At 68.8% G+C, this 22,150-nt stretch carries 24 protein-coding genes; 6 read left to right on the top strand and 18 right to left on the bottom strand.

The features are described 5' to 3' along the window. Window positions 1–3: 3 nt before the first annotated feature. On the top strand, window positions 4–2,067 hold the full coding sequence (locus O9280_RS05235; protein ID WP_298339729.1) for an EAL domain-containing protein: 2,064 nt from the start codon (window positions 4–6) through the stop codon (window positions 2,065–2,067). Here the strand turns inward: O9280_RS05235 and O9280_RS05230 are convergent. Continuing rightward, window positions 2,050–3,204 carry an MFS transporter gene (locus tag O9280_RS05230; protein WP_298339727.1) on the bottom strand — a complete coding sequence of 385 codons (1,155 nt, stop codon included), beginning with the start codon at window positions 3,202–3,204 and terminating at the stop codon, window positions 2,050–2,052. The genes O9280_RS05235 and O9280_RS05230 overlap by 18 nt on opposite strands. A 122-nt stretch (window positions 3,205–3,326) precedes the next feature. Between O9280_RS05230 and O9280_RS05225 the strand changes: the two genes are divergently transcribed. The 4 genes from O9280_RS05225 to O9280_RS05210 all read left to right on the top strand — a co-directional run bounded on the left by O9280_RS05225 (window position 3,327) and on the right by O9280_RS05210 (window position 5,682). Then, window positions 3,327–3,665, top strand: coding sequence for a metalloregulator ArsR/SmtB family transcription factor (locus O9280_RS05225; protein WP_298339724.1), 339 nt, complete (start codon window positions 3,327–3,329; stop codon window positions 3,663–3,665). Continuing rightward, the gene (locus O9280_RS05220) at window positions 3,662–4,048 is read left to right on the top strand and encodes an arsenate reductase ArsC (RefSeq protein WP_298339721.1); all 387 of its coding nucleotides are present in this window, start codon (window positions 3,662–3,664) and stop codon (window positions 4,046–4,048) included. The genes O9280_RS05225 and O9280_RS05220 overlap by 4 nt, the downstream gene beginning before the upstream one ends. Next, window positions 4,045–4,716 (top strand): MIP/aquaporin family protein, encoded by a 672-nt coding sequence (locus tag O9280_RS05215; RefSeq protein ID WP_298339718.1) that lies wholly within the window; start codon window positions 4,045–4,047, stop codon window positions 4,714–4,716. Before O9280_RS05220 ends, O9280_RS05215 begins: the two co-directional genes overlap by 4 nt. A gap of 66 nt (window positions 4,717–4,782) precedes the next feature. Further along, entirely contained in the window at window positions 4,783–5,682 is a 900-nt protein-coding gene (locus tag O9280_RS05210; RefSeq protein WP_298339715.1) for an ion transporter, read from the top strand. Window positions 5,683–5,722: 40 nt separating this feature from the next. On the opposite strand, the gene O9280_RS05205 is transcribed toward O9280_RS05210, so the two are convergent. From O9280_RS05205 to asnS, 17 genes are all read right to left on the bottom strand, one after another. Further along, entirely contained in the window at window positions 5,723–7,861 is a 2,139-nt protein-coding gene (locus O9280_RS05205; RefSeq protein ID WP_298339712.1) for a GGDEF domain-containing phosphodiesterase, read from the bottom strand. After that, the gene (locus tag O9280_RS05200; protein WP_298339709.1) at window positions 7,842–8,387 is read right to left on the bottom strand and encodes a heme NO-binding domain-containing protein; all 546 of its coding nucleotides are present in this window, start codon (window positions 8,385–8,387) and stop codon (window positions 7,842–7,844) included. The genes O9280_RS05205 and O9280_RS05200 overlap by 20 nt, the downstream gene beginning before the upstream one ends. A 12-nt stretch (window positions 8,388–8,399) precedes the next feature. Then, a complete protein-coding gene (gene sbcB / locus O9280_RS05195; protein WP_298339707.1) occupies window positions 8,400–9,851 on the bottom strand; it encodes an exodeoxyribonuclease I in 1,452 nt (483 codons plus the stop codon). After that, window positions 9,848–11,233, bottom strand: a complete 1,386-nt coding sequence (locus O9280_RS05190; RefSeq protein WP_298340608.1) for an NAD(P)/FAD-dependent oxidoreductase — start codon at window positions 11,231–11,233, stop codon at window positions 9,848–9,850. The genes sbcB and O9280_RS05190 overlap by 4 nt, the downstream gene beginning before the upstream one ends. Beyond that, complete coding sequence (gene kynU / locus O9280_RS05185) at window positions 11,218–12,495, bottom strand: kynureninase (RefSeq protein WP_298339705.1); 1,278 nt, start codon at window positions 12,493–12,495, stop codon at window positions 11,218–11,220. The genes O9280_RS05190 and kynU overlap by 16 nt, the downstream gene beginning before the upstream one ends. An 8-nt stretch (window positions 12,496–12,503) precedes the next feature. Beyond that, a complete protein-coding gene (locus O9280_RS05180) occupies window positions 12,504–13,514 on the bottom strand; it encodes an amidohydrolase family protein (RefSeq protein WP_298339702.1) in 1,011 nt (336 codons plus the stop codon). Window position 13,515: 1 nt separating this feature from the next. Then, the gene (locus O9280_RS05175) at window positions 13,516–14,475 is read right to left on the bottom strand and encodes a sodium-dependent bicarbonate transport family permease (protein WP_297867192.1); all 960 of its coding nucleotides are present in this window, start codon (window positions 14,473–14,475) and stop codon (window positions 13,516–13,518) included. Further along, window positions 14,472–15,002 (bottom strand): 3-hydroxyanthranilate 3,4-dioxygenase, encoded by a 531-nt coding sequence (locus tag O9280_RS05170; protein WP_298339699.1) that lies wholly within the window; start codon window positions 15,000–15,002, stop codon window positions 14,472–14,474. Before O9280_RS05170 ends, O9280_RS05175 begins: the two co-directional genes overlap by 4 nt. Before the next feature lie 25 nt (window positions 15,003–15,027). Continuing rightward, window positions 15,028–15,453, bottom strand: coding sequence for a Rid family hydrolase (locus O9280_RS05165; RefSeq protein WP_298339696.1), 426 nt, complete (start codon window positions 15,451–15,453; stop codon window positions 15,028–15,030). Further along, window positions 15,450–16,106, bottom strand: a complete 657-nt coding sequence (gene can / locus O9280_RS05160) for a carbonate dehydratase (RefSeq protein ID WP_298339693.1) — start codon at window positions 16,104–16,106, stop codon at window positions 15,450–15,452. The genes O9280_RS05165 and can overlap by 4 nt, the downstream gene beginning before the upstream one ends. Further along, window positions 16,091–17,527, bottom strand: a complete 1,437-nt coding sequence (locus tag O9280_RS05155; RefSeq protein ID WP_298339689.1) for an aldehyde dehydrogenase family protein — start codon at window positions 17,525–17,527, stop codon at window positions 16,091–16,093. The genes can and O9280_RS05155 overlap by 16 nt, the downstream gene beginning before the upstream one ends. Before the next feature lie 48 nt (window positions 17,528–17,575). Next, on the bottom strand, window positions 17,576–18,367 hold the full coding sequence (gene nei / locus O9280_RS05150) for an endonuclease VIII (protein ID WP_298339686.1): 792 nt from the start codon (window positions 18,365–18,367) through the stop codon (window positions 17,576–17,578). 45 nt (window positions 18,368–18,412) lie between these two features. Next, a complete protein-coding gene (locus O9280_RS05145) occupies window positions 18,413–18,730 on the bottom strand; it encodes a PilZ domain-containing protein (RefSeq protein WP_298339683.1) in 318 nt (105 codons plus the stop codon). 23 nt (window positions 18,731–18,753) lie between these two features. Continuing rightward, complete coding sequence (locus O9280_RS05140) at window positions 18,754–19,527, bottom strand: SDR family oxidoreductase (protein ID WP_298339680.1); 774 nt, start codon at window positions 19,525–19,527, stop codon at window positions 18,754–18,756. Then, on the bottom strand, window positions 19,524–19,787 hold the full coding sequence (locus O9280_RS05135; protein WP_298340607.1) for a hypothetical protein: 264 nt from the start codon (window positions 19,785–19,787) through the stop codon (window positions 19,524–19,526). Before O9280_RS05135 ends, O9280_RS05140 begins: the two co-directional genes overlap by 4 nt. A gap of 112 nt (window positions 19,788–19,899) precedes the next feature. Further along, a complete protein-coding gene (locus O9280_RS05130; protein ID WP_298339677.1) occupies window positions 19,900–20,193 on the bottom strand; it encodes a hypothetical protein in 294 nt (97 codons plus the stop codon). A 27-nt stretch (window positions 20,194–20,220) separates the two neighbouring features. Further along, window positions 20,221–21,621 (bottom strand): asparagine--tRNA ligase, encoded by a 1,401-nt coding sequence (gene asnS, locus O9280_RS05125; protein ID WP_298339673.1) that lies wholly within the window; start codon window positions 21,619–21,621, stop codon window positions 20,221–20,223. A 133-nt stretch (window positions 21,622–21,754) separates the two neighbouring features. On the opposite strand from asnS, the gene O9280_RS05120 reads away from it, so the two are divergent. Then, entirely contained in the window at window positions 21,755–22,096 is a 342-nt protein-coding gene (locus O9280_RS05120) for an iron-sulfur cluster assembly accessory protein (protein ID WP_298339670.1), read from the top strand. Window positions 22,097–22,150: the final 54 nt, after the last annotated feature.

The following is a 22,150-nucleotide window of genomic DNA, read 5'->3' as shown; positions in this document are numbered from 1 at the left end:
CGAATGGACGGGGCAGAAGGCAAGCATCCGGACAGCGATCGCCTGGCGGCGCAGCGCCTCGTCGGCCACCAGGTCGACCGCCTGTACGGCGGACTACCCGCCATCCTGGTCAATCTCGCGGTGATGCCCGTGGTGTTGGGCGTCGCGTTCTGGGGCAGCGTGTCCTCGACCGCGCTCGCGTCGTGGGTGGTCGCGTCGCTCGTCGTGTTGGCGCTTCGCTATGCCCTGATGAAGGCCTACCAGCGTCGTCCATCGGGGGCGCAGGACGCACTGCGCTGGGCGAACCGCTTCACGCTGACCTCGCTGGCCTCCGGACTGCTCTGGGGCGCGGCGGGCTGGGCGTTCTTCACTCCCGACAGTGCGGCGCTGCAGGTTTTCCTCTACACGAGCCTGGTGGGGCTCGCTGCCGGCTCCATCATCGTCACCTCCTACTGGCTGCCCGCGTACTTCGCGTTCGCCGTGCCCTCGGTCGGGCTGGCGGCGCTGCGCCTGGTGATGGAGGGCGGGGCGGAGTACATCAGCCTCGCATTCCTGATGGGGATGTACCTCGTCATCATCACGCGGGTGGCCCGCGTCCAGCACGCCGCGGGCCAGTCCCTGGTTCGGCTTCGCGACGAGAACGTCGACCTCGTGGAGCGCCTGAGCGCCGAGAAGTCGGCCGTGGAAGCGGCCAACCACGAGCTCGACCAACGCGTCCGCGAGCGAACCGCCGAACTGCTCGAAGAAGTCGAAGTTCGAAAGGCAGCCGAGCATCGCCTCGAGCACCTCGCGCACCACGACCCGCTCACCGGCCTGCCCAACCGCTTGGCCTTCGGTCACCAGCTCGACCGCGCCATCGCCCAAGCGTCCCGCCGCCAGCGTCGTTTGGCCCTGCTGTTCATCGACCTCGATCGCTTCAAGGAAGTCAACGACAGTGCAGGGCACAACGTCGGGGATCGCCTGCTGCAAGCGGTGGCGGAGCGCCTCGCCTACAACCTCCGGCTGAGCGACAGCTTGTCGCGGCTCGGAGGCGACGAGTTCGTCTGTTTGCTCGAAGACGTGGTGGACGGCCGCGAGGCGATGCGCGTAGCGGACAAGATGCTCGCACTGCTGGCCGGCACCTTCGATGTAGCCGGGCACGAGGTGCACCTGTCGGGCAGCATCGGCATCTGCGTCTTCCCGGAGGACGGCACCGACCGCGAGACGCTCGTCCGCAACGCCGACACCGCCATGTTCCGGGCCAAGGCCGAAGGACGCGGTCGGTCGCATTTCTATACGCCGGAGATGACCGAGGCCGCACGCCGCCGCCTGCAGATGGACGCCGCGCTGCGGCGCGCGCGCGAGGCTGGCGAACTGTCCCTCCACTACCAGATCAAGGTGGATCGCGAGGGAAGTCCGGCCGGCGCCGAGGCGCTGTTGCGCTGGCACAGCGCCGAATTCGGGCCGGTTCCGCCGTCGCAGTTCATTCCATTGGCCGAGGACACCGGACTCATCGTCCGCCTGGGCGAATGGGTGCTGCGGGAGGCCTGCCTTCAAGCCATGCGCTGGCAGGAGCAAGGCTTGGCAATGCCGTCGATCGCAGTGAACCTTTCGGTGAAGCAGCTGGAGCATCCCGACTTCATGGGACAGCTCGCCGCGGTCGTCGAGGACAGCGGCTGGCCCACCGATCGGCTCGAACTGGAAATCACCGAGTCGATGATCATGGACGGCGAGCGAGCAATCGAGTCGCTGAATCTGCTCCGCGAAGCCGGCTTCGGCATCGCCATCGACGATTTCGGCACGGGCTATTCCTCACTCGCCTACCTCAAGCGGCTGCCGGTGACGGCGCTGAAGATCGATCGCTCCTTCGTCGACGGCATCGGCCGAGGTGGCGGCGACGAGGCGATCATCCGCACCGTGGTCGCGCTGGCACAGCGCTTGGGCTGCACCACCGTGGCCGAAGGCGTGGAGACCGAAGAACAACGACGCGTGCTTCTCGGTGAGGGCGTCGACCTGTTGCAGGGTTACGGCCTTGGGCGCCCCATGGGGGCCGAGGCTTTCGCGGCCGATTGGCAGGCCCGTCTCGCCGGCTCAGGCCGGGTGTCTTGACACTCTCACTCTCGCCTGGTGGAGCACCAGCGCCGACGTGGTGAGTGCCGCGCCCCCCAGGAAAGCCGCGACGCCGCCCTGCCATTCCCACAGCACGGCCGCGAGCAGTGCGCCGATCACGCCGCCGAGGCCGGACGAGAAGCCATACAGCAGGCCTTGGCCGGCACTGGCTTCGTGGCCGGGGAACAGCGCGGCCATGCGCTGCATCAGGCAGGCATGGAAAAGCGCGAAACCGAGGGCATGCGTCAGCTGCGCCGCGACCATCAGGGCCATCGATGCCGGGAACAGCGCGACCACGATCCACCGCGCGACGGTCAGTCCGAGGCATAGCGCCATCAAGGCATGGACGCCGTGGCGGCGGATCAGGCCCGGGGCCCACCAGAACAGCACAATTTCAGCGGACACCCCGACCATCCAGAGCAAGCCGACGGCGAGACCGTCATGGCCGTTGGCCCGCAGGTGCAGGGTGTAGAACACGTAGAACGCACCGAAGCCAGCCTGGACCAGCAGGGCGAGCAGCAGCAGCGGCCGCGTGCCAGCGCGGTTCCACAGCTGGCGCATGGCGACGCGGACGGCGCCCGTGGCGGCGCCGGTGCGTGCTTCATGCCGGAAGGGCCACGCCGCCCAGACCATCAACGCGAACCACGGCAGCGTGGCCCACACGAACCAGACCTCGCCCCAGGCGTCGAGCAAGGCACCGTAGCTCCCGGCGACGACGAGGAAGCCGACCGACCCCCACACGCGCAATCGACCATAGCCCTCGGTCTCGCCAGCGATCGCCCCGAGGGTCATGGCCTCGAACTGCGGCATCACCGCGTTGTAGAACGCGCCGAAAAACAGCATGGCGGCGAACAGCCCGGTGACGCTGGCCACGATGCCGAACGACGCGAAGCCCAGGCTGGCGAGCACGCAGCCGGCCAAGAGCCAGAGGCCCGGCCTCGGGCTTTGCGCCACCAGCCGCGACCACAGCGGGGGCGCCACGATGCGCGACGCGTACCACAGGCCCAACATGCCGCCCGCGACGAGGCCACTGAAGCCGAGGTAGTCCACGAACCGAGCCACATAAGGCGTGTACGCGCCGAGGGCCGCGTAGAAGCAGAAATAGAAGACGGCGTAGCGACGGAGCGGGGAGGGCATGGGCGGCGGGAAGACGACGGCCCGCGGATGATCGCACCGTCGGCCATGCCGCGGCGCGCCTTCCGTTCCCGATGGTCCCGCAGGCTTGAATTAACTTCCATATTTCTGGAATCATGGAACCGATGAAAGCACCCGCCGCCCTCGAGACTCTCGACGCACTGGCCCATGCCACGAGGCTTGCCGCCTTCCGCGCCCTCGTCGTGGCCGGGGCCGAAGGCTTGGCGGTCGGCGAGCTGCGCGAAGCCTTGCGCGTGCCGCCGGCCACGTTGACCGCGCACCTCAACGTGTTGCGCGCGGCGAAGCTCGTGCTCGACCGCCGCGAGGGGCGGAGCATCGTGGTTCGCGCCAACTTCGCGCGGATGAACGACCTGGTCGCCTACCTCACCGAGAACTGCTGCGCCGGCGCCACCTCCTGTGGCCCCGGCGTGATTTGCCCACCTGCCCCGAGATCCGCCCCATGAAGAAGCGCGTGCTGTTCGTCTGTGTCGAAAACGCCAACCGCAGCCAGATGGCGGAGGCCTTCGCCCACATCCACGGCGGCGATGCCGTCGAGGCCTTGAGCGCCGGATCGAAGCCCTCGGGCGTCATCAACCCGAAGGCCATCCGCTTCATGGCCGAGCTGGGCTACGACCTCGCGCGCCACGATTCGAAGTCCCTCGACCAGATCGACGGCGAGTTCGACGCAGTGATCACCATGGGCTGCGGCGACAACTGCCCGTGGATCCCCGCGAAGCGCCGGGAAGACTGGGGCTTGCCCGATCCGAAGCACATGGACGACCCGGAGTACCGCGTGGTCCGCGACGAGATTTCCTCGCGGGTGAAGGCCCTGCTGGATTCGCTGTGAGCCTGCTGCCTCAACGGCTTCTGGCCGAGAGCCTTGGAACGGCGCTGCTGCTCGCGACCGTCGTCGGGTCCGGCGTGATGGGCGTGGCGCTCGCCGACGGCAACGACGCCGTGGCGCTGCTGGCGAATGCCGGAGCGACGGCGGGGATGCTGTATGTATTGATCACGATTCTCGGGCCGATCTCGGGAGCGCACTTCAACCCCGCGGTGACGCTGGCGATGGCGCTCCGCGGCGAATTGCCCCTGCGCGACGCTGCGGCCTACGTGCCCTTCCAGTTGCTTGGTGCGCTTGCCGGCGTGGTGCTGGCCCACGCCATGTTCGATCTCGACCTGCTGCAGCCGGGCACCCGTGTGCGCACCGGCGCGTCGCAATGGCTGAGCGAAGGCGTGGCCACCTTCGGCCTGCTGCTCACCATCCTCCTAGGAGCGCGACACCGTCTGGCAGCACTGCCCTTGCTCGTCGCCGCCTACATCTTCGCGGCCTACTGGTTCACGTCCAGCACGTCCTTCGCGAATCCCGCCGTGACGCTCGCGCGTGCCCTGACGACCACCTTCGCCGGCATCCGCCCGGAGGATGTCCTCGGGTTCGTGCTGGCGCAGTTCGGCGGCGTGGTGGCGGCCTTGGCCGTGGCTCGCGTCCTGGACACCGAGGCGCGGCAAGCCGCCTGAGCGCTTGGCAGGGCGGAGTCGGACAGCGAGACTGTCGGTCCCGGATTTCCCCACCACGTCCCTCCGATGTCTCTCCAAGCCTTCGCCCAACGCGTCGTCCAGGCCACGTCGTTCCAGCACTTCATCACCGGCGTCATCCTGTTCGCGGCGATTCTTGTCGGCGTGGAAACCGACAAGGCGATGGTCGCCGCGCACGGCGACCTCCTGCATGCGCTCGACCGCATCGTGCTGGCGATCTTCGGCGCGGAGATCGTGCTGAAGATGGTCGCCCTCTCGCCGAAGCCCTGGCGCTACTTCCACGACGCGTGGAACGTGTTCGATTTCGCCATCGTCGTGGCCTGCCTGCTGCCGCTCGGATCGCAATCGGCCACCGTCCTGCGGCTACTGCGCCTGCTTCGCGTCCTTCGACTGGTGCACGCCCTGCCGCGACTGCAGGTTTTGGTGGGAACCCTGCTGAAATCCCTGCCCAGCATGGGCTACGTGGGGCTGTTCCTCGTCATGCACTTCTACGTGTACGGCGTGGCCGCGGTGTTCCTGTTCGGAGAGAACGACCCGGTGCACTTCGGATCGCTGCCCTTGGCCGTCCTCACCCTGTTCATCGTGGTGACCGGCGAAAACTGGTCGACGACGCTGTACACCCAGATGTACGGCTGCGAGCGCTTCGGTTACGACGGCATGGAGGCGCTTTGCACGGCCTCGAACGCGCAGCCGGTGCTCGCATCGTTGTTCTTCGTGTCCTTCATCGTGCTCGGCACCATGGTGATCCTCAATCTCGTCATCGGCGTGGTGATGAACTCGATGCAGGAAGCGCAAATCGAGAACGAGCGCATGGACGAGGCGAACCGGGGCGGCGACGAGCACCATCCCAGCCTTGAGCACGAGCTTTTCGAACTGCGCCAGTCGATGGCCGCCACCTTGGAGCGGATGGAACGGCTCACCGAGCGGGCGAAGGCGGAAGAGCGCTGAGCCCGAAGCCCTGCATCGGGGCCACGTGGGAATCGCGGGTTCAGGGCAGCCGGGCGATCGCGTTGAAGTCGAGAGGGCGATGGAAGAGGAATCCCTGGAACTCCGGCGCCCCCAGTTCCACCAGCCGCGCGAACTGGCCCTCGGTTTCGACCCCTTCGGCCACCACCTGCATGTCGAGGGCCGAGCACAGGTCGACAACCCCAGCGATAAGCCGGGCTGCGCGCGCGTCGTCGGTGACGTCCTTCACGAAACTGCGGTCCAGTTTCACTTTGTGGAAGGGCAGGGTCTGGAGGTAGCTCAGCGACGAGTAGCCCGTGCCGAAATCGTCGAGCGCCAGCGTGAATCCTTCGCCGCGCAGCTGGGTGAGGAGCCGGTGCGCACCTTCGATGTCCTGCACCAGGCCGCTTTCGGTCACCTCGAGCTCGATGTCTTCCGCTCTGGCGCCTCCGGCCTCCAACTCGGAGAGCAGGATCTCGCTGAGCATCGGGTCCTGCAGTTGCTTTGCCGCCAGGTTGACGCTGACGAGGGCCTGCCGCCCGGATCGACGCAACTGGGCAGCCAGCGTGACCGCGGCGCGGATGGCCGCCCGACCGATGCGATCGATGAGCCCGTTGTCTTCCGCCAGCGGGATGAATTGCACCGGGCTGACCCAGCCCAGTTCCGGGGAGTGCCAACGCACCAGCACTTCGTACCCGACGATGCAACGTTCGGCATCGACGCGGGGCTGGGCGACGAAGCGGAAATCCTCGCGATCGCAAGCGCGACGCAGGAGGCTGACCATCGTCAGGCGCTGCAAACCATGCTCATCGAGGCTGGGCTCGTAGGCCTCCACGCGCGCCCGTCCGCGGCGCTTGGCATAGCGCAGCGCCGTACCTGCGTTGAGCACGAGCACCTCCGCGGACTCACCATCCCCGGGATACACCGCGAGGCCAGCGCTGGCGGTGAGTGACAGGGAGGTGCCCGCCACCGCCAAGGGCTCGGCCAGCGCGGCGAGCAGGGCTCGGCCCACCGAGAGCCCGTGCTGGGCATCCTGCCCCGGGGGGCCGATGGCCAGCAGTTCGTCGCCGCCCCAGCGCGCCAAAAGCCAGCCGCCGGGCATCACGCCCCGCGCGCGTTCGGCGCAGTGCGTCAGCACGCCGTCTGCTTCGCGGGCGCCAAGCCCGTCGTTCACGACCTTGAATTCATCGAGGTTGAGCCAGATCGTCGGCACCGGTCGTGCGCCGGCCTCGGCGATCCGCGCCGTCAACGCCTCGGTGGCCGCCGCCCGGTTGATGAGACCGGTGAGTGCATCGATGCGTGACGCCGCTGCCAGTTCGATCTCCAGGCGCTTCGCCTCGCGAAGGTCCTTGATCGACACGATCCACTGCGCGGATCGCTGCCCGGATCCCGGGAGCATGGTCGCGGAGACGTCGACCGGAATGCTGGCGCCCGGCAGTTGCAACCGGCAATCGGGCACCCACAAGTGGGTCGCGCCGGCGCCCTCGCGGCCGGAGGCCTCGACGAGCGCCGGAAGCACGCGCGCGATCGCGACGCGTCGGGCGGAATCATGGTTTAAGCCCGAGATGGCGTGGAAAGCCGCGTTCGATTCGAGCACGTGCCAGGTTCCGTCGCACAGCACCAGCGCATCGCGCGAATTGGCGAACGCATGGCCGAGGACGCGAAGCGACTCGTCCTGCTCACGTTGGCGCGTGATGTCCTTCGTCGTGCCCACCATCCGGCAAGCGTTCCCGGTGGCGTCGCGTTCAATGACCCGCCCACGGCTGCGCCGCCATGACTGGCCGTCGCGCAACCGATACTGCATGTCGTACTCGGCCGTGCTGCCGGCAAGGTGGAGGCGCCATGCCAACACGACCGATTCCACATCGGCCGGATGGATCGCATCCAACACGTCGATCAGGAGGGCCTCGGTCTCCTGTGGCGCCGCATCGAGGGCGACGTAGCGCGCACTGCGTACGATGTCGGTCTCGGCGTCCCACTCCCAGATCGATTCGCCGCTGGCCCACAGCGCGAGTTCGAGCCGCCGCTGTGACCGCTCGGAGGCCTGCAGCGCCTCGAAAAGCTCGAGGCTCTTGCCCTCGAGAAGTCGCTCGGCTTCCTTGCGCGCAGCGCGCTCCCGCGCCAGACGGCGCTCGTGCACGGCGTCCGCCTTGCTCGTGTCCTCAGGAACGGGGACGGACATGGAACACCGAAACCGGGCGGCCTTCGTACGTTCCGTGCTCCCAATCCACCTGCAGCGGCTCACCGAAGTGCCGGATGGCGCCGACGATGAGGCCCTGGGCCAGTGCTTCCATGCCACGCGGCGACTCGTAAGCCAGCCGCATCGTATCGCCCTCGCAGGACATCACGTGGAAGCGCGGCAACCGGGCTTCCGGATAGAGCTTGCGCACGGCGACGTGGATGTCGCCATCCAGCTGGCGGAGCAGGTCGATGGTGCCGCGCCGGCCGTCGATCAGCGCCGCATAGCTTTGGGTGAAGCGGCCGAAGAGATGTTCGCCGAAGGCCTGCACCAAGGCCGCGGCGGGGAGGCCGGTCTGCTCGGACAGCGCGACCACGAGCGCGACGATTTCCTCGTGCGGGTAGTAGCCCACGGCCGTGTAGGCGCCCTGGTTGGCCGGTGCCGCCTGTTCGATGATCCGATCGAGCACCTCGGGCGAGAAGCGCTCTTCCACCATCTCCATGAATTCGGTGAACACGATCCCAAGCATCGACGCGCCTCCTCAGGCAAGGGTGTCTGGAATGTCGATCCCCACTTCGGCCAGTCTCTCGCGAACCCACTGATCGGCCGCACGCAGGGCGGCATTGTCACCGGTGGCAGCGAGCATCGCCTGCGCAGCTTCGCGTTCCGTGAGGTAGCTCGCAAGCGTGCCCTCGGCCGGCGCCGAAGCGTGAAACCGGTCACGGCGCCACGCGTCCCACGCACGCCGTTGTTCCACGTCCAGCGAGTCTGGCCAGTTCCGTGCCTGGTAGCGGAAGAGCAGGGCCTTGAACCGGGGATCCTGCAGTTGGGCCTCGAACGCCGGGAGGCTGCCCGGTGCGGCGGTGCGGATCCGCGGAAACAGCCGGCGGTCCGCATCGCCGATGAAGCCGCCGTAGAGATCGCCGTCGGCATCGGTCTCGCCGAAATCGCGCGACTCCGAGAACAGCGACACGCAGCGCGCAATGAACTGGGGGTGTGCGGCCAGCCATCCTGCGCGCTCGTGCGCCGCCCCGGCGTCCAGCTGCAGGCGCTCGAGCTCCGCCGGCCGCACGTGGGCCAAGGGCAGCAGCGCCGGGCAGCGGTTGGTGTGGATCTCCTTCAGGGGAAGGCGCTGGACGCCCTCGGGCAGCTGCGCCCGCGGCGCGAACAAGCGGGCCTTCAGCGTCGCGTCGTCCAGCAGCGCGAACCCGGCGGGATCGACCCCGAGGTCGTAGGCGATCACGCGCGTGCCGATCAACGGATGGACGGCGAGCGGCGCCACTAGGGCGGCGTGCCGCTGCCCGGGCGGGAAGCGCCCCGAGACGTGCAGCATCGGCGTGTGCGCGACAAGGTCGCACAGGCCACGGACCGTCTTCTTGTCCCGTAGCTTCAGCACGTAGTCCCAGAAACGGGGTTGGGCGTCCTTGAGCTTCCGCGCGAGCGCGATCAGCGCGCGGACGTCGCTGAGCGCCTCGTGGGCCAGCCCTTCGCGGACGCCATTGGCTTGCGCGAGTTCCTCGAGCTTGAAGCTCGCGTGCCCATCCTCACGAAGCGGCCATTCGAGCCCCTCGGGCCGCAGCGCGCGAGCGAGACGCAGCACGTCCAGCAGGTCCCATCGGCTGTTGCCGTTGCGCCACTCGCGTTCGTAGGCGTCGTAGAAGTTGCGGTACAGCCCGAACCGGATGAACTCATCGTCGAAGCGAAGGCTGTTGTAGCCGACGGCGCAGGTGCCCGGTTCGGCCATCAGTTCGTGGACACGGGCGAAGAACCCGGCTTCGACAAGGCCCTCCGCCAGGGCCCGCTGCGGCGCGATGCCGGTGATCGCCGTGGCGATCGGGGAGGGCAGCACGTCGCCGGCCGGTTGGCAGAACAACGAAACGGGTGCATCGACCTCGCGCAGGTCGTCGTCGGTGCGGATCGCGGCGAACTGCGCGATGCGCGAGCGGCGCGGATCGCGCCCGAAGGTCTCGAGGTCGTACCAGAGGAAGCTCAACGCGCCAGCTCCAGCCAGTCCTCCGGCAATGGCGCGAGGCCGGCGGCGATGCGGGCGTCGACGGCGCCGAGGTCGACCTGCGCGATGTCGTCGATGCCGCGCGTGGCGTCGACCAGCAGCTCGCGCTGCCAGCGTCCGCGCTCCAAGGCGACGGCGTAGGGTGTGCGGGTGAAGCTGACCATCGAGTAGCGCGGCACGAACCGGCCGGGGTGGCGTTCGGCGAGAAGCAGCTCCAGCGCGCGCTGGCGACGCCAATCCGGGTTGTCCACGGAATCGCGCATCTCGACGTAGTTCTCCAGCGCCATGGTCTGGATGGCTTCCGCGTTCGGCCGGCGGTCGGCTTCGAACGCGGCGAAACCGTCGGCGGTGTCGGCATGCTCGGCCATCAGGCGGTCCAGCGCCGCCACGTCCTCGAAGGCGCAGTTCATGCCCTGCCCGTGGAAGGGCACCATGGCGTGGGCGGCATCGCCGATCAACACCGCGCGCCCGTCGAGGTGCCAGCGCTTCAGGCGCAGCGTGGCGAGCCCGCTGGTGGGGTTGTCGGCCCAGTCGGCGGCGAGGCCCGGCATCAGGGCCAGCGCATCGGGGAACTCGCGCTCGAAGAAGGCCTGCGCCGAAGCAGCATCCGGGAGCTGCTCGAAGCTCGGGGTGCCATCGCGGTGGGCGAGGAAGAGCGTCGCGGTGAACGTGCCCTCGGTGTTCGGCAGGGCGATCAGCATGTAGCCGCCGCGAGGCCAGATATGCAGGGCGTCGCGTGCGATGCGGAAGCCGCCATCGTCCAGCGGCGGGATTTCCAGCTCCTTGTAGCCGTGGCCCAGCGGCTCGAAGTGCTCGTGCAGGTCGACATGGCGCTGCATGGCCGCGCGCAGCGCGCTGCCCGCGCCATCGGCACCGATCAGCGCGTCGAAGTCGATCCACTGCACGCTGCGGTCGTGGTCGTTCACCAGCTCGGCACGGCGTGCCGCGAAATCGACGTAGTTCAGTCGCTGGTGGAAATGCAGGCGCGCCCCGGCCCGTTCCGCCGCATCGAGCAGCAGCAGGTTCAGGTTGCCGCGATGCACCGACCAGATGCACTCACGATCGACGCGGCCATACGGTTGGAAGTTGATCTGACCTTCGCGCGGATGGACCATGCGACCGCGCATCGCCACCGCCTGCGCCAGCACCGCTTCCCCAAGGCCGGCTTCACGGAGCACGGCAAGGCCACGCGCCGCGAGCGCCAGGTTGATCGAGCGCCCGCCCTCGTAGCCCCGCAGCCGCGCGTCCGGACGGCGCTCGAACACGTCGACCTGGTGGCCGCGACGGGCGAGCAGGGCGGCAAGCAGGGCCCCGGCGAGGCCGCCGCCGATGATCGTGTAGGCGCGGCTCATGAGGGGCGCCAGTCGCGCACGCTGCGCGCGAACGCGAGGACATCGGTGAAGCGGTTGTACAGCGGGGCAGGGCTGATGCGGATGACATCGGGTTCGCGCCAGTCGCCGAGCACGCCGTTCGCGGCCAGATGTTCGAACAGCGCACGACCCATGGCACGCCCCCCGACCACGCGCAGCGAGAGCTGGCAGCCGCGGCGCGAGGGATCGGCGGGCGTGAGGATCTCGATGCGTCCGCCGAGGTGCGTGTTCACCAGCGCCTCGAGGTAGCCCGTCAGCGCCAGCGACTTCGCGCGCAGGGCCGGCATCGTCGCGGCGTCGAACAGTTCGAGCGAGGCCCGGATCGGCGCCATCGCGAGGATCGGCGGGTTGCTCATCTGCCAGCCTTCCGCGCCCTCGGCCGGCTCGAACTGCGGCGCCATCAGGAATCGCGTGTCGGCCCGGTGCCCCCACCAGCCGGCGAGTCGCGGCAGGTCGCTGCGGCGGCCATGCCGCTCGTGCACGAAGGCACCAGCCACCGCGCCGGGACCGCTGTTGAGGTACTTGTAGGTGCACCACGCGGCGAAGTCGGCACCGCTGTCATGCAGCGCAAGCGGGAGGTTGCCGGCGGCATGGGCGAGATCGAAACCCACGGCAGATCCCTGCGCCTTGGCCAGCATGGTGATGGCCGCGAGGTCGAAAGCCTGCCCGGTGCGGTACTGCACGCCCGGCCAGAGCACGAGTGCGATGCGCGGCCCGTGCTCCGCCAAAGCGCGCTCGATGGCCGCCATGCTGATCAGGCCGTTCGGCTCGTCGCCTTCGATCTCGATCAGGTCTGTCGTCGGATCGAAGCCATGGAAGCGGATCTGCGACTCGACGGCATGGCGATCCGACGGGAAAGCGCCCGCTTCGATCAGGATGGCCGGCCGTTCGCGCGTCGGTCGGTAGAAGCTGGCCATCAACAGGTGCAGGTTGACGGTGAGCGTGTTCATCACCACCACTTCCGAGGGCAGGGCACCGACCACGCGCGCCATCGGCTCGCGGAGCGTGGCGTGGTAGTGCATCCACGGGCGTTCCCCGCGGAAATGTCCTTCCACGGCGTTCGTCGCCCAGCTCGCCAGTTCCTCGGCAATGGCCCCAGCCGCGGTCTTCGGCTGCAGGCCGAGCGAATTGCCGACGAAGTAGTGCAGGTCGCGGCCGTCGTGCTGCGGCACGTGGAACGCGGCGCGGTGGCGCGCCAGCGGGTCGGCGGCGTCCTGGGCCAGGGCCCAGGCGTCGTGGTCGAGCGAAAGATCCATCGAAGTCCTCAAGCGAATCGCGACGCCGGCAGGCCGAGCCAACGCAGGGCCGTGCCGTGGAAGAGTTGGGCCTGCTCGGCCTCGGAGAGCCCGAGTGCGGCGATGCCCGAGCCGGGCTCCTGCTCGCCGAGCGGGAAGGGGTAGTCGGTGCCCAGCATGACGGTATCGGCACCGGCGACGTCGATCAGGTAGCGCAGCGCGCGCGGATCGTGCACGCAGGAATCGAAGAACAGGCGGCCGAAGTACTCGCGCGGATTGCGCGGGTTGTCGGTGGCGACGAGGTCGGGCCGCATGTGGAAGCCGTGCTCGATGCGTCCGATCGTGTACGGGAAGCTGCCGCCACCGTGCGCGAGGCACACGCGCAGGCGCGGATGCCGCTCGAGCACGCCGCCGAAGATCAGCGCGCAGGCAGCGCGGGACTGCTCGGCCGGCATGCCCACCAGCCACGGCATCCAGTACTTGGGCATCGATTCCGCGCCCATCATGTCCCACGGATGCACGAGGATCGCGGCGCCGAGGTCCTCCGCGGCCTGCCAGAACTCGGTGAGTTCCGGCGCATCGAGGTTCCAGTCGTTGATATGCGAACCGATCTGCACGCCCTGCAGCTCGAGGCCGTCCATGCAGCGCTCCAGCTCGCGCACGGCGAGGCTCGGCGACTGCAGCGGCACCACGCCAAGCCCGGCGTAGTGGCGCGGATGCTCGCGGCAGGCCTCGGCGATGTGGTCGTTCAAGGCCGCATGCAGCTCCAGCGCCTGGTGGCCTTTCGCCCAGTAGCTGAACATCACCGGCACGGTGCTGATCACCTGCACCTGCACGTCGAAGCGCGCGTAGTCGGCGATCCGGATGGCCGGGTCCCAGGTCTTGGGCCAGATCTCGCGGAAGAACTTGCCGTCCTTGTAGATGCGGCAGCGCCCGTCGTCGCCGTGGTGGATCACCGGGAAGCGGACATCCCCGTACTTGGCCGCGAGGTCGGGCCAGCGGTCCGGCAGGTAGTGCGCGTGGGTGTCGATCTTCAGCATGTCAGGCCCCGAGCCAGGCGGCGAAGGCAAAGTAGATCGGGATGCCGATGGCGAGGTTGAACGGGAAGGTGATGCCCAGCGCCGCGGTGATGCAGCGCCCGACGTTGGCTTCCGGCAAGGAGGCGCGAACCGACGCCGGCGCGGCAATGTAGGAGGCGCTGGCCGTCATCGTGCCGAACACGGCCGCACCCGCGGGGGAGAGACCGGCCCAATGCCCGAGCGCCGTACCGATGATTCCGTGCAGCAACGGCAGGGAAACCCCATAGACCGCCAACCGGAAGGCGCCGCGGCCAATGCCGCGCAGCTGCGCCGCCGCCACCATGCCCATGTCGAGCATGAAGAGCATCAGCGTGCCTTGGAACAGCTGGCCGTACATCAGGTTCACCGCGTCGGTGCCGTGCTTGGTGGCGATCGCGCCGATGACCATGCCGCCGATCAGCAGCAGGGCGGTCTTGCCGACCAGCACCTCGCGCACCTGGTGCCACTGCAGCCCGGCATCGCGCTTGGCCAGAGTGAGGCCGAGCAGGATGGCCGGGATCTCCAGCGCCACGACCAAGGCCACCAGCACGCCTTCCGGGGCTTGGCCGCTGCGCTCGCCGAACTGCTGGGCCGCGATGAAGGTCACGGCCGAGACGGAACCGAAGTGCGCGGCGATGGCGCCGGCCTCAAGCGGGCCGTCCTTCAGCCACAGCCGGGCCATCGCGTAGGCCGAGGCGCAGGTGACGATGCCGGCGACGATGGTGACGCCGAGCAGGATCGCGACATCGCCGAAGGAGGTGCTCCGGAGCGCGACGCCGCCCTTCAGACCGATCGCCAACAGAAGGAAGATCGACAGGTAGCTCTGGATCGCCGGCGGAATGGTGAGATCGCTGCGCAGCGCCCGGGCGATCAAGCCCAGCGCGAAGGCGAGCACCACCGGAGAAAGCAGGTTGCTGACCAGCAGTTCGGGGGAGAGGATCACGTCGCCGCCTCGCTGTAGCGGGCCGGTGCGCCGTTGACGTGGCCGCATTGGCCACAGGTGCGATGCGCGAGCGAACGGTAGTAGCGGTCGAAGACCGCGCCGAACTGCGTCTCGATGTTGTCGAGCACGAAGAATTCCTCGTAGACCGGGTGGTTGCAGGCCGCGCAGTACCAGCGCAGCCCGTCGAGTTCGCCTGACGTGCGCTTGCGTTCGATCACCAGACCGACCGAGCCTGGCTTGCGCTGCGGCGAGTGGGGCACGCGTGGAGGCAGGTAGAAGCATTCGCCGGCGCGGATCGGGATGTCGCGCACGCCACCGTCCTCCTGCACGCGCAGCACCATCTCGCCCTCGAGCTGCTGGAACCACTCCGGGCCGTCCTCGATGTGGAAGTCGTCGCGCTCGTTGGGGCCGCCGACGATCATCACGATGTAGTCGCCTGCGACGATGCACTTGTTGCCCACCGGCGGTTTCAGCAGGTGGCGGTGCGCGTCGATCCAGGCGTTCAGGTTGAAGGCGTCGCCAAGCATCGGGGCCTCGGGGAAAGGGCAGGGTTCAGCGCCGCAGGGTCGCGACGCACTTCAGTTCGATGGCGATGGGCGTCGGCAGCGCGGTGATGCCCAGCGTGGTGCGGCACGGAGCGGTGTCGACCTCCGGGAAGTGCTCCGCCCAGACGGCGTTGTACGCCGCGAAATCGCGCGCCATGTCGGTGAGGTAAACGGTGACGTCGACGAGGTCCTCCCAGCGAGCCCCGGAGGCCTCCAGCACGGCGCGGACGTTGGCGAACACCGAGTGGCACTGGGCGACGATGTCGTAGGCCACCAAGCGGCCCTCTGCGTCGACCACGTTGCCGGGCACGCCGTTGGTGGCCGGATCGCGTGGCCCGATGCCGGAGAGGAACAGCAGGTCGCCGACCCGCCGCGCATGCGGATAGCGGCCGACCGCCTTCGGCGCGGCGGCGGCGTGCACGGTGCCACTCACGCCAGCACCTCGCGCTTCTGCAGGCGGTCGATGGCCTCGCTGTAGGTGGGCTCAAGGGCTTCGGCACCGCGCACGTCCATCGCCAGCTCGCGCACGCGGCCGTCGTGGAGGCTGTAGACCCAGCCGTGCACGGAGAGGTTCTGCCCACGCGCCCAGGCGTCCTGCACGATCGTCGTCAGGCACACGTTGCGGGTCTGCTCGATCACGTTCAGTTCGCAGAGCCGCGCATGGCGCAGCGATTCGAGCTCGCACTGGGCCAGGCTGCCCGCGTGCTTGTCGGCCACGTCGCCCACGTGTCGGATCCAGTTGTCCGCCAATCCGAAACGCTGCCCCTTGAGCGCGGCATGGACGCCACCGCAGCCGTAGTGGCCGACGACGAGGATGCAGCGCACTTTCAATACGTCGACGGCGAATTGGATCACAGACAGGCAGTTCAGGTCGGTGTGCACGACGACATTGGCGATGTTGCGATGGACGAAGACCTCGCCAGGCATCAAGCCACAGATCTGGTTTGCCGGCACGCGTGAATCGGAGCAGCCGATCCAGAGGTACTCCGGCGCCTGCTGGCGCGACAGCCGCTTGAAGAACTCGGGGTCCTCGGCCTTGACCTTGGCCGCCCACTCGCGATTGCTCTGGATCAGGTGGCCAGGCATACCGTCCTCGCTTCGGTGAAGAATCGCATCGCGTCCCAGCCCCCTTCGCGGCCGACGCCCGACTGGCGGTTGCCGCCGAAGGGCACGCGCAGATCGCGCTGCATCCAGGTGTTGACCCACACCAACCCGACGTCGAGCGCCGCGGCAACGCGGTGGGCGCGGGCGAGGTCATGCGTGAGCACGGTCGCCGCCAGGCCATACGCCGTGGCGTTCGCCATCGCCAACGCCTCGGCCTCGTCCTCGAACGCATGCAGGGTGAGCACGGGGCCGAAGATCTCCTCGGTGGCGCAGCGGCTTCCAATGCCGACACCGTCGACCACGGCGGGCGCCTGCCACCAGCCGTTGGGATCCGCGCTGTCGAGCACGCGACCCTGAGCAAGCACCGAACCGCTTTCGTCGGTGGCGAGCGCCAGGTAGCCACGCACCTTCGCCGCGTGCGCGGCCGAGGCCAGGGGGCCGATCCGTGCCGCAGCATCGGAGGGCGGGCCGGCCAACCAGCGGGGCAGTTCCGCACGCAGCGCTTCACGCCATTCGTCCAGCCTCGAACGGGGCACCAGCAGCCGCGAGCCGCAGAGGCAGATCTGCCCGGCGTTCTGGAACGCGGCACGCGCCACCAGCCCAACCGCCTCGCCGGGCTCGACGTCCTCGAACGCGATCGTCGCGTTCTTTCCCCCGAGCTCGAGCGAGACCTTCTTCAATTGCTCGCCGCCGATCGCACCGATGCGCCGGCCGACCGCCGTGCTCCCGGTGAAGCTGACTGCCTTGATCGCGGGGTGCCGCACGAGCGCCTCGCCAACGACAGCGCCCTCGCCATGCACCACGTTCAACACGCCACGCGGCAGGCCGATCCGGGTGGCGAGCTGGGCGAAGGCCGTGGCCGTCGCCGGCGTGACCTCGGAAGGTTTGGCGACCACGGTGCAGCCCGCGGCCAGCGCCGGCGCCAGCTTCCACGTGAACAGGTAGAGCGGCAGGTTCCAGGGGCTGATCGTCGCGACGACGCCGAGCGGCGGGCGCAGCATGATGTTCAGGCCGGCCTCGCCGTGCTGCGATTCGCTGCCGAAAGTGCGCGCCGCGGCGGCGAAGAAACGGAGGTTGGCGACGGCGCGGGGAATCTCGAGCTCCCGGCACAGCGCGAGGGGCTTGCCGGTATCGCGCGACTCCAGCGCGACGAAGGTCTCGGCCTCGGCCTCCAGCGCGTCCGCGATGCGCTCGAGCCAGCGGGCACGTTCGGAGGGCTTCTGCGCGGCCCACGCCGGGGCGGCGCGCTGCGCTGCGGCAACGGCAGCCTCGGCATCCGCCGCATCCGCCGCCGCCACGTCGGCCCAAGGGGCGCCCGTGCAGGGATCGAACACCGGCAACCACGCGTCGCGCGCCGAGGCTCGGTCCTCGCCATCGATGTGCAGGGCGAAACGCGGGGTCATCCGCGAAGCGTAGCCGCTACGCGGTCCGTACGGACAGGTTCGGGCCCCTCAGGCTTGGCAGCGCGGGCACCAGTAGAGCCGCCGGGTACCGACCTCCTGCCGCTCGACCGTCGTGCCGCAGGCAATGCAGGGCTCGCCCTCGCGATCGAAGACCATGAAGCGGAAGCCGCCCTTGGCGCTGTGGGCCTTCCCGCGACGCCCGCGGGTGGCATAACTGAGGCGCGGAATGCGCAGGCAGGCGTCGGCCAAGCGCTTGCGCTCGTCGGCATCGAGGTCCTTCGGCCGCCGCATCGGCAGCAGGCCGGCGTCGAACAGGATTTCGGAACGCAGGTAGTTCCCGAGTCCACCGAGGAAGCCCTGATCCAGGAGGAGCGCCCCAAGCTGGCGCCCCGCGAAAGAGGGTTCGGCGAGACGCTTGCGGACCGCGCCCACCGTCGTGCCAGCATCGAGCACGTCGGGGCCGAGCTTGGCGAGAAAGGGATGCGCCGCGACGCCTGCATCATCGAGCAGGGCGATGTCGGACGCCGAATAGAGCAGCAGCGCCTTCTGCGCCGACTCCAGAACGACGCGAAGGCTGCGCGTGGTGTCCGGACGCTCGCCGGCGTCAGCCACGCGCCACACGCCGTAGAGCTGGTTGTGCGTGTACAGCGTCAGGCCGTGGTCGAAGCGCGTCAGTAGCGCCTTGCCGCGCGGCGTGATCGACAGCACGCGCTGCCCGACCAGCGACCCGGCGCGCTTCGAGAGCGTTGGCAGGTTCAGCTCGGCATGGACGATCGGCGCGCCGACGATGGCTTCAGCCAAATCGTCGGCGGCACGGCGGATTTCTGGACCTTCAGGCATGCCCGCATCGTCGGGCATCGACGATGCAGACGACGTCGACGGGACTCAGCCTCGGGCTGCGGCCGGGGCCGTCGCGTGGAGCGAGGGCGGCACGGTCTGCTCGTCGTGGTATTCGAAGCCGATATCGCGCGGGCCCATACGCGCCACGCGTGCACCGACGCCCGGGCCCGGGCCGTTGCGGGTGAGGAAGTACAGGGTCACGACGGCGCCGATGTGCATCTCGAAACCGGCCGGACGCAGCAGTGCGCAGCCGCCCGGGGAAAGATCGAGCACCGCGCTGCGCCAGCCGCGGTCCGGGCAAGCCACCAGCACCTCGGCGGCGAAAGGCAGTCGTTCGTTGTCGCGTCGATTCTGGGCGTCCATGGCCTCGTCCCGGGGCATTGCGATCACAGCGCCTTGGTCCGGCCGCCATCGACCGCGAGCGTGGTGCCGATAATGTAGCCGGCGGCGGGCGACGCATAGAAGGCCACCGCCGCCGCCACTTCGGCGGGCTCGGCGAAACGGCCGGCCGGCACCACCGAAAGGAACTCCGCTTCGACCTCGGCCAACGTGCGGCCGGTGCTGCGGGCGCGGTTCTCGAGGATCTGGGCGAGCCGCGCGGTCTTCGTGAAGCCCGGCAGCACCGAGTTCACCGTGATGCCGTCCGCCGCCACTTCGCTGGCCAGCGTCTTGGCCCAGGCGGCGACCGCCGCGCGGACGGTGTTCGAGACACCGAGGTTCGGGATCGGCTCGCGCACCGACGTGGAGATGATGTTGATGATCCGCCCGAAGCCCCGGGCGCGCATGCCCGGCAGCAGGTGCTGGGCGAGGCCGTGCGCCGCCAGCAGCTGCTGCTGGAGCGTTTCGAGGAACTGCGCCGCGGTGGCGTTCGCGATGGCGCCGGGCGGGGGGCCGGCCGAGTTGTTCACCAGGACCGCGACGGGTTCGTCGCCGATGGCGGCGTGCACGTGGCGCACCAGCGACTCCGGATGCGCGGCATCGGCCACGATGAAGCCGTGGCCATGGCCGGGCAGGGTGGCCAACGCGGTGCGCAGGGTGGTTTCCGTCCGCGCCAGCAGATGCACCTTCGCACCCGCCGCCGCCAGGGCCTGTGCCGAGGCGAGGCCGATGCCGGCCGAACCACCGCAGACCAATGCGAGGCGTCCGTCGAGCGTGCTCACCGCTGCGGCACCTCGAGGGCCCGCATCATCTGAGGCACGAGGTCGTCGTCGTGGTCGCCCTCGGGTGGGATGAGGTCTTCAAGCAGGATGCCCCAGCCGGCCACGTCGTCATCGTCGAGGCCATCGAGGGCGCGGAACTCCGCGTCCATCAACGCGGCACGTGCGGTGTCCTCGCTGTCGTACACCAGCAACTGTCCATCGCAATCCAGCACGTCGCCCACGCCCGATTCGCGCACCTGCAGGCGGGCCCAGACCAGCATGCGCGCCGGGCAGGCCACCCACCACGCGGTCGTGACGACCGGGCTGCGCTCGTCGTACTCGCCGTCGAAATCGCTCTCGATGCCGCTGTTCATGCTCATGGGAGTCTCCAAATCAGGGGTACTGGCGCATCACGATCATCACCGCCGCGCAGGCGATGGCGACGGCGGCGATCCAGCCGGAAAGCATGGCCCAAAAGCCGAAAAAGCCCATGTCGCGGTCGGCGTCGCGCGCGTAGCCGCGCTTCATGAGCCATGCGCTGTAGCCCCACTGGCCGTCCTCGGTGCCCTCGGCGAAGGGCCAGCCGCGGTCGCGGTGATGGCGGTGCGCCAGCAGGCGGAAGCCGATGTGGGCCGGGCCGGCGGAACCGGCCAGACCCAGCATCAGGAAGAGGACGAAATCATCCATGGCGAGGCGGCTAGCGGGACGGGCTGATCAGAACGTCGCCAGGCCGGGCGCGCGCGGGTAGGGGATGGCATCGCGGATGTTCGACAGGCCGCAGGTATAGACGACGAGGCGCTCGAATCCGAGGCCAAAGCCGGCGTGCGGCACGCTGCCATAGCGGCGGAAGTCGCGGTACCACTCGTAGTGCGACGGGTCGAGGCCGAACTGGCGCATGCGGGCGTCGAGCACATCGAGGCGCTCCTCGCGCTGGCTGCCGCCGATGATCTCGCCGATGCCGGGCGCCAGCACGTCCATCGCCGCGACGGTCTTTCCGTCGTCGTTGATGCGCATGTAGAAGGCCTTGATCTGCTCGGGGTAGTTCATCACCACGACCGGACGGCCGACGTGCGTCTCGGTCAGCCAGCGCTCGTGCTCGGTCTGCAGGTCGAGGCCCCATTCCACCGGGTATTCGAACTTGTGCGGCGCCTTCTGCAGCAGCTTCACCGCTTCGGTGTAGTCGATGCGCTCGAAGGGCTCGTCGATGAAGGCCTGCAGGCGGGTGATGGCGTCCTTCTGCACGCGCTCGGCGATGAACTGCATGTCATCCATGCGCTCCTCGAGCACGGCCTTGAAGACGTACTTGAGGAAACGCTCGGCGAGGTTGGCGTCGTCGTTGAGGTCGGCGAAGGCGATCTCCGGCTCGACCATCCAGAACTCGGCGAGGTGGCGGGCCGTGTTCGAATTCTCGGCGCGGAAGGTCGGGCCGAAGGTGTAGACCTTGCTGAGCGCGAGGCAGTAGCCCTCGACGTTCAGCTGGCCGGAGACCGTCAGGAAGGCCTCCTTGCCGAAGAAGTCGCGCGAGAAATCGATGCTGCCGTCGGGCTTGCGCGGCAGGTTCATCATGTCGAGCGTGGAGATGCGGAACATCTGGCCGGCGCCTTCGGCGTCCGAGGTCGAGATGATCGGCGTGTTGACCCAGAAGAAGCCGTCCTCGTGGAAGAAGCGGTGGATGGCCTGGGCGAGGCAGTGGCGGATGCGGGTGACGGCGCCGAACAGGTTGGTGCGCGGGCGCAAGTGGGCCACTTCGCGCAGGAACTCCAGCGAGTGCGGCTTCGGCTGGATCGGGTAGGTCTCCGGGTCGTCGACCCAGCCCAGCACCTCGACCTTCGTGGCCTGGATCTCGAAACTCTGGCCCTGGCCCTGCGAGGGCACCAGCGTGCCGGTGGCGACCACCGAGCAGCCGGCGCTCAGCTTCGCCACTTCCGTCGAATAGTTGGCGAGATCACCGGTGCAGACCAGCTGGATCGGCGCGAAGCAGGAGCCGTCCGAGACGTTCACGAAGCTCAGGCCGGCCTTCGAATCGCGGCGGGTGCGGACCCAGCCCTTCACGGTGACGGTGCTGCCGGGGGCGGGCTGGCCGGCGAGGGCCTGCTGGATGCTGATGACGCTCATGCGATGGGCCTAGGACACGGACCCGCGAGGATACCGTGCGGCCCGCCTTCACGCAGCCTGCAGTGGCCCGCAGGACGGGCAGCGCTACACTGGTGCTCCAGCCACCTTGGCCTGATCCGCTCCTCACGCCCGCATGCCCGTTTCGCTCACCCCCGCTGCCGTTGATCGCGCCCGCCAGTACATCGCCCAGCAACCGGGCGGCACGGGCCTGCGTTTCGGTGTCCGGAAGAACGGCTGCTCCGGCTTCGCCTATGTCATCGACGTGGCCGCATCGGCTGGCCAAGGCGATACGGTGGTCGAGGCCGACGGGGTCCCGGTGTTCATCGATGCCGCCAGCCTCCCGCATGTGGACGGGACCGAGATCGATTTCGTGCGTCGCGGGCTGAACCAGGAGTTCGTCTTCCGCAATCCGCAGGCCACCGGCGAGTGCGGCTGCGGCGAGAGCTTTACGACCCGGGACGACCTGCCCGTCTGAGCCTGACTCGGGCGAGGCGAAGAAAAAACGGCGCCCGAGGGCGCCGTTTTCATG

The organism is Silanimonas sp., from assembly GCF_027531545.1.
Taxonomy (GTDB): Bacteria; Pseudomonadota; Gammaproteobacteria; order Xanthomonadales; family Xanthomonadaceae; genus Silanimonas.
The sequence above is the reverse complement of the archived record's forward strand: the minus strand, read 5'-3'. Positions and strand labels throughout refer to the sequence as shown.